5 protein-coding genes are annotated in these 3,434 nt (G+C 78.8%); 1 reads left to right on the forward strand and 4 read right to left on the reverse strand.

Going from position 1 to position 3,434, the window contains the following annotated elements; all coding sequences use genetic code 11:
• The 4 genes from FA014_RS18805 to FA014_RS18820 form a co-directional block, all read right to left on the reverse strand.
• Positions 1 to 321: DUF202 domain-containing protein (locus FA014_RS18805; RefSeq protein ID WP_154731142.1), on the reverse strand; the 321-nt coding region annotated here is incomplete at its 3' end.
• Positions 318 to 689, reverse strand: coding sequence for a YidH family protein (locus FA014_RS18810; protein ID WP_154731138.1), 372 nt, complete (start codon positions 687 to 689; stop codon positions 318 to 320). The genes FA014_RS18805 and FA014_RS18810, both read right to left, overlap by 4 nt.
• Positions 686 to 1,465: a YggS family pyridoxal phosphate-dependent enzyme gene (locus FA014_RS18815; RefSeq protein ID WP_154731139.1), complete on the reverse strand. Its 780-nt coding sequence runs from the start codon at positions 1,463 to 1,465 to the stop codon at positions 686 to 688. The genes FA014_RS18810 and FA014_RS18815 overlap by 4 nt, the downstream gene beginning before the upstream one ends.
• Positions 1,466 to 1,515: 50 nt before the next feature.
• Positions 1,516 to 2,532 carry a helix-turn-helix transcriptional regulator gene (locus FA014_RS18820; protein ID WP_154731140.1) on the reverse strand — a complete coding sequence of 339 codons (1,017 nt, stop codon included), beginning with the start codon at positions 2,530 to 2,532 and terminating at the stop codon, positions 1,516 to 1,518.
• Between the two features lie 86 nt (positions 2,533 to 2,618).
• Here FA014_RS18820 and FA014_RS18825 point away from each other — a divergent pair.
• On the forward strand, positions 2,619 to 3,434 hold an 816-nt coding region (locus FA014_RS18825), incomplete at its 3' end, for an ABC transporter ATP-binding protein (protein ID WP_154731141.1).

Raw genomic sequence — 3,434 nt, forward strand, 5'->3', positions numbered from 1 at the left:
GTGCAGCGCCAGCGCGAGGCCCAGCGCGTCGAAGCCCGGGCCGAGGTTCGCGCTCGTCGCCGGGACGCGCACCCGCGCCCGGTCGGCTCGGGCGTCGTCGACGACGGCGGCCCACGCGGCGGTGCGCCGCAGCCCCACCCGGCTCATCGCGGCGGCGCCGAGCAGGCCGAGCGCCGTGGCCACCCACACGGGCGGGCCGAACCAGGGCTCGAGCGTGCGGCCCGCGACCAGCGCGCCCACGGCCACCGACAGCGCGGTGCGGCGCCACGAGAGCGCGGTCCGCTCGGGATCCGCGCCCGGAGGCGGGTCGGCGGCGGTCACCGGAGCAGGAGCCCGAGGAGCACGAGGACGCCGGCGACCGCCACGCCGGCCGCGAGCGGCCCGCTGAGCGCCGGCGCGGGCAGCGGCCGGCGCTCGCGCATCGCCCGCTCCACCCGCGCCCAGCCGAACCAGGCCTGCACCGGGGTGGCGATGCCCAGGGCGATGAGCAGCACGGCGGCGGTCAGCCGCAGGTGCGGCTCGAGGTGGAGGTCGAGCGCCTCCAGGGCGACGCCGCCGGCCAGCAGCGCGAGCCCGATGCGGACCCAGGACAGGAAGGTCTGCTCGTTGGAGAGCGAGAACCGCGCGTCGGGCTCGGAGCCGCGGCCGTAGACGAACCGGGGGAACCGGCGATCCGGGGGCGCGGTCACGCGGCGGCCCCCGGTCCCGCCGTGCCGGCCGGCGCCGGGCGCGCCCCGAACACCGCCGTCCCGACCCGGACGATCGTCGCGCCCTCGGCGACGGCGGCCTCCAGGTCGCGGCTCATGCCCATCGACAGCTCGACCGCGTCGGCGGTGCCGGCCTCACCGCTGCCGGCCACCTTGTCCCGCAGGTCGCGCAGCGCGGCGTACCCGGCGCGCACGGCCCGCTCGTCGGGGGTGTTGGCTCCCACGGTCATGAACCCGCGCAGCCGCAGCCGGGCGTGCCCGGCGACGGCCCGGACGACGTCGAGCGCGTCCTGCGGCGCGGCGCCGTGCTTCGTCGGCTCGCCCGAGACGTTGACCTGCACCAGCACGTCGAGCGTCCGGTCGGCGTCGGCGCAGCGGCGCGCGAGCCGCTCGGCCAGCGCCGTGGAGTCGACGCTCTGCACGCAGGTGGCCCAGCGCAGGGCGGCGTTGACCTTGTTGGACTGCAGCGGGCCGATGAGGTGCAGCTCGGGCCCGAGGTCGGCGAGGTCCGGCCCCTTGGCGACGAGCTCCTGGACCCGGTTCTCCCCGAGCAGCACCCGGCGTGCCGCGCCCGCGGTGGTGGCGGCGCCGGCGATGTCGGCGAGGACGGCGGCGCGCACGGTCGCGGCGTCCTGCGTCTTGGTGGCGAGCAGCAGCCGGACGGAGCCGGCCGGGCGGCCCGCGGCGGACTCGGCGGCCGCGATCCGGGAGCGGACGCGCGCGAGCCGCTCCGCCAGCTCGGTCGCCCCCGTGGTCATGTGCCCGACCCTAATCGCTCGCGGGCGGGGGACGGCGGTCGCCCGGGCGGTCAGGCGGGCCCGGGGTCGCCCGCCCCGGCGGCGTACCGCCCGGCCAGCTCCCGCGCCGCGGCGCGCAGCTCCGGCGGCCCGACGACGCGCAGCGGGACGTCGAACATCCCCAGCCACGCGGCCAGCCCGACCCAGGACCACGAGCCCGCGACGACCCGGCACCGGCCCGCGTCGAGCGGCTCGACCACGTCGGTCGGCCCGGCCCAGCGCGCGACCAGCGGGGCGGGCGCGTCCAGCACGGCCTCGCCGCGGCACGGCTGGGTCACGCCGGCGAACTGCTGCTGCAGGTACGCCGCGACGTCCGGGGCGGGCAGGTCCCGGCGCTCGAACCGCGGGCCGGTGGGCGTGCGCGGGTGCAGGCGGTCGACGCGGAACGTGCGCCAGTCGCGGCGGTCGAGGTCCCAGGCGACCAGGTACCAGCGGCGCCCGCGGGTCGCGAGGTGGTGCGGCTCGACCCGGCGCGGCGGGCCGTCCGGGGCGGGGTCGCCGTCGCCGGCGGGCGCGCGGTAGTCGAACCGCAGCACCTCCCGGGCGCGGATGGCCGCGCCGACCGCCATCAGCCGCTCGGTGTCCACGTGCTCCTCGGCCGGGTCGGCCGGCCGGCGCACCGCGGTGAGGTCGAGCCCCTCGACGCGGGCGCGCAGCCGCGCCGGGAGCACCTGGCGGAGCGTGGCGAGCGCCCGGGCCGCGGCCTCGTCCAGCCCGTCGACGCCGGTCGTGGCGGTCTGCAGCGCGACGGTGAGCGCGACCACCTGCTCGTCGTCGAGCATGAGCGGGGGCATGGCCGTCCCGGCCGCGAGGCGGTAGCCGCCGTCCGGGCCCTTGGTGGCGTGCACGGGGTAGCCGAGGGCGCGCAGCCGGTCGACGTCGCGGCGGACGGTGCGCGGGCTGACGCCGAGCCGGCCCGCCAGCACCTCGCCCGGCCAGTCGCGCCGGGTCTGCAGCAGGGAGAGCAGGGCGAGCAGCCGCGACGAGGGCGTCGCGGGGGCGTCGGCCGGGCCGGGGATCGCCGTCATGGGATCCAGTCTGCTCCGGGTAGCGGACAGGATCTGGCCGCTACCGCCGCCACGGTGGGCTCATGACGACAGGAGGGGAACCCGCCATGATCCGCACCAGGGGACTGACCAAGGACTTCACCGGGGGCAAGGGGCCGACCGTGCACGCCGTGCGCGGCCTCGACCTCGACATCGCTCCCGGCGAGCTCGTCGCGGTGCTCGGCCCGAACGGCGCCGGGAAGACCACCACCATCCGCATGCTCACCACGCTGATCGCGCCGACCGCGGGATCCGCCGAGGTCGCGGGGGCGGACGTCGCCCGCGACCCCGCGACCGTGCGCCGGCGGATCGGCTACGTCGGGCAGGGCAACGGCGCGGGCCACGCGCAGCGGGCGGTGGACGAGCTCGTCGTGCAGGGCACGATCTACGGCCTGGACCGCCGGGACGCGCGGCGCCGCGCCGCCGAGCTCATGGGCCAGCTCGACCTCGAGCCGCTCGCGCGCCGCAAGGTGTCCGACCTGTCCGGCGGCCAGCGCCGCCGGCTGGACGTGGCGCTCGGGCTCGTGCACGCGCCGCGGCTGCTGTTCCTCGACGAGCCGTCGACCGGCCTGGACCCGCACAACCGCGCGAACCTCTGGGAGCACATCCTGCGCCTGCGGGAGCGGCACGCGATGACCGTGGTGCTCACCACGCACTACCTGGACGAGGCCGACCAGATGGCCGAGCGGGTCGTGGTGGTCGACGAGGGCCGGGTGATCGCCGACGACACCGCCGCGGCGCTCAAGCACACGCTGGCGGGGGACCGGCTCGTGCTGGCCGCCGCGGACCCGGCGGACGCGCCCGCGCTCGCGGACCTCGCCGCCCGGGCGCCCGGCGCGCGCGGCGTCGAGGTCGAGGGGGCGGAGGTCCGCGCGCGGGTCGCC

The organism is Cellulomonas hominis (assembly GCF_005239125.1).
Taxonomy (GTDB): Bacteria; Actinomycetota; Actinomycetes; order Actinomycetales; family Cellulomonadaceae; genus Cellulomonas; species Cellulomonas hominis_A.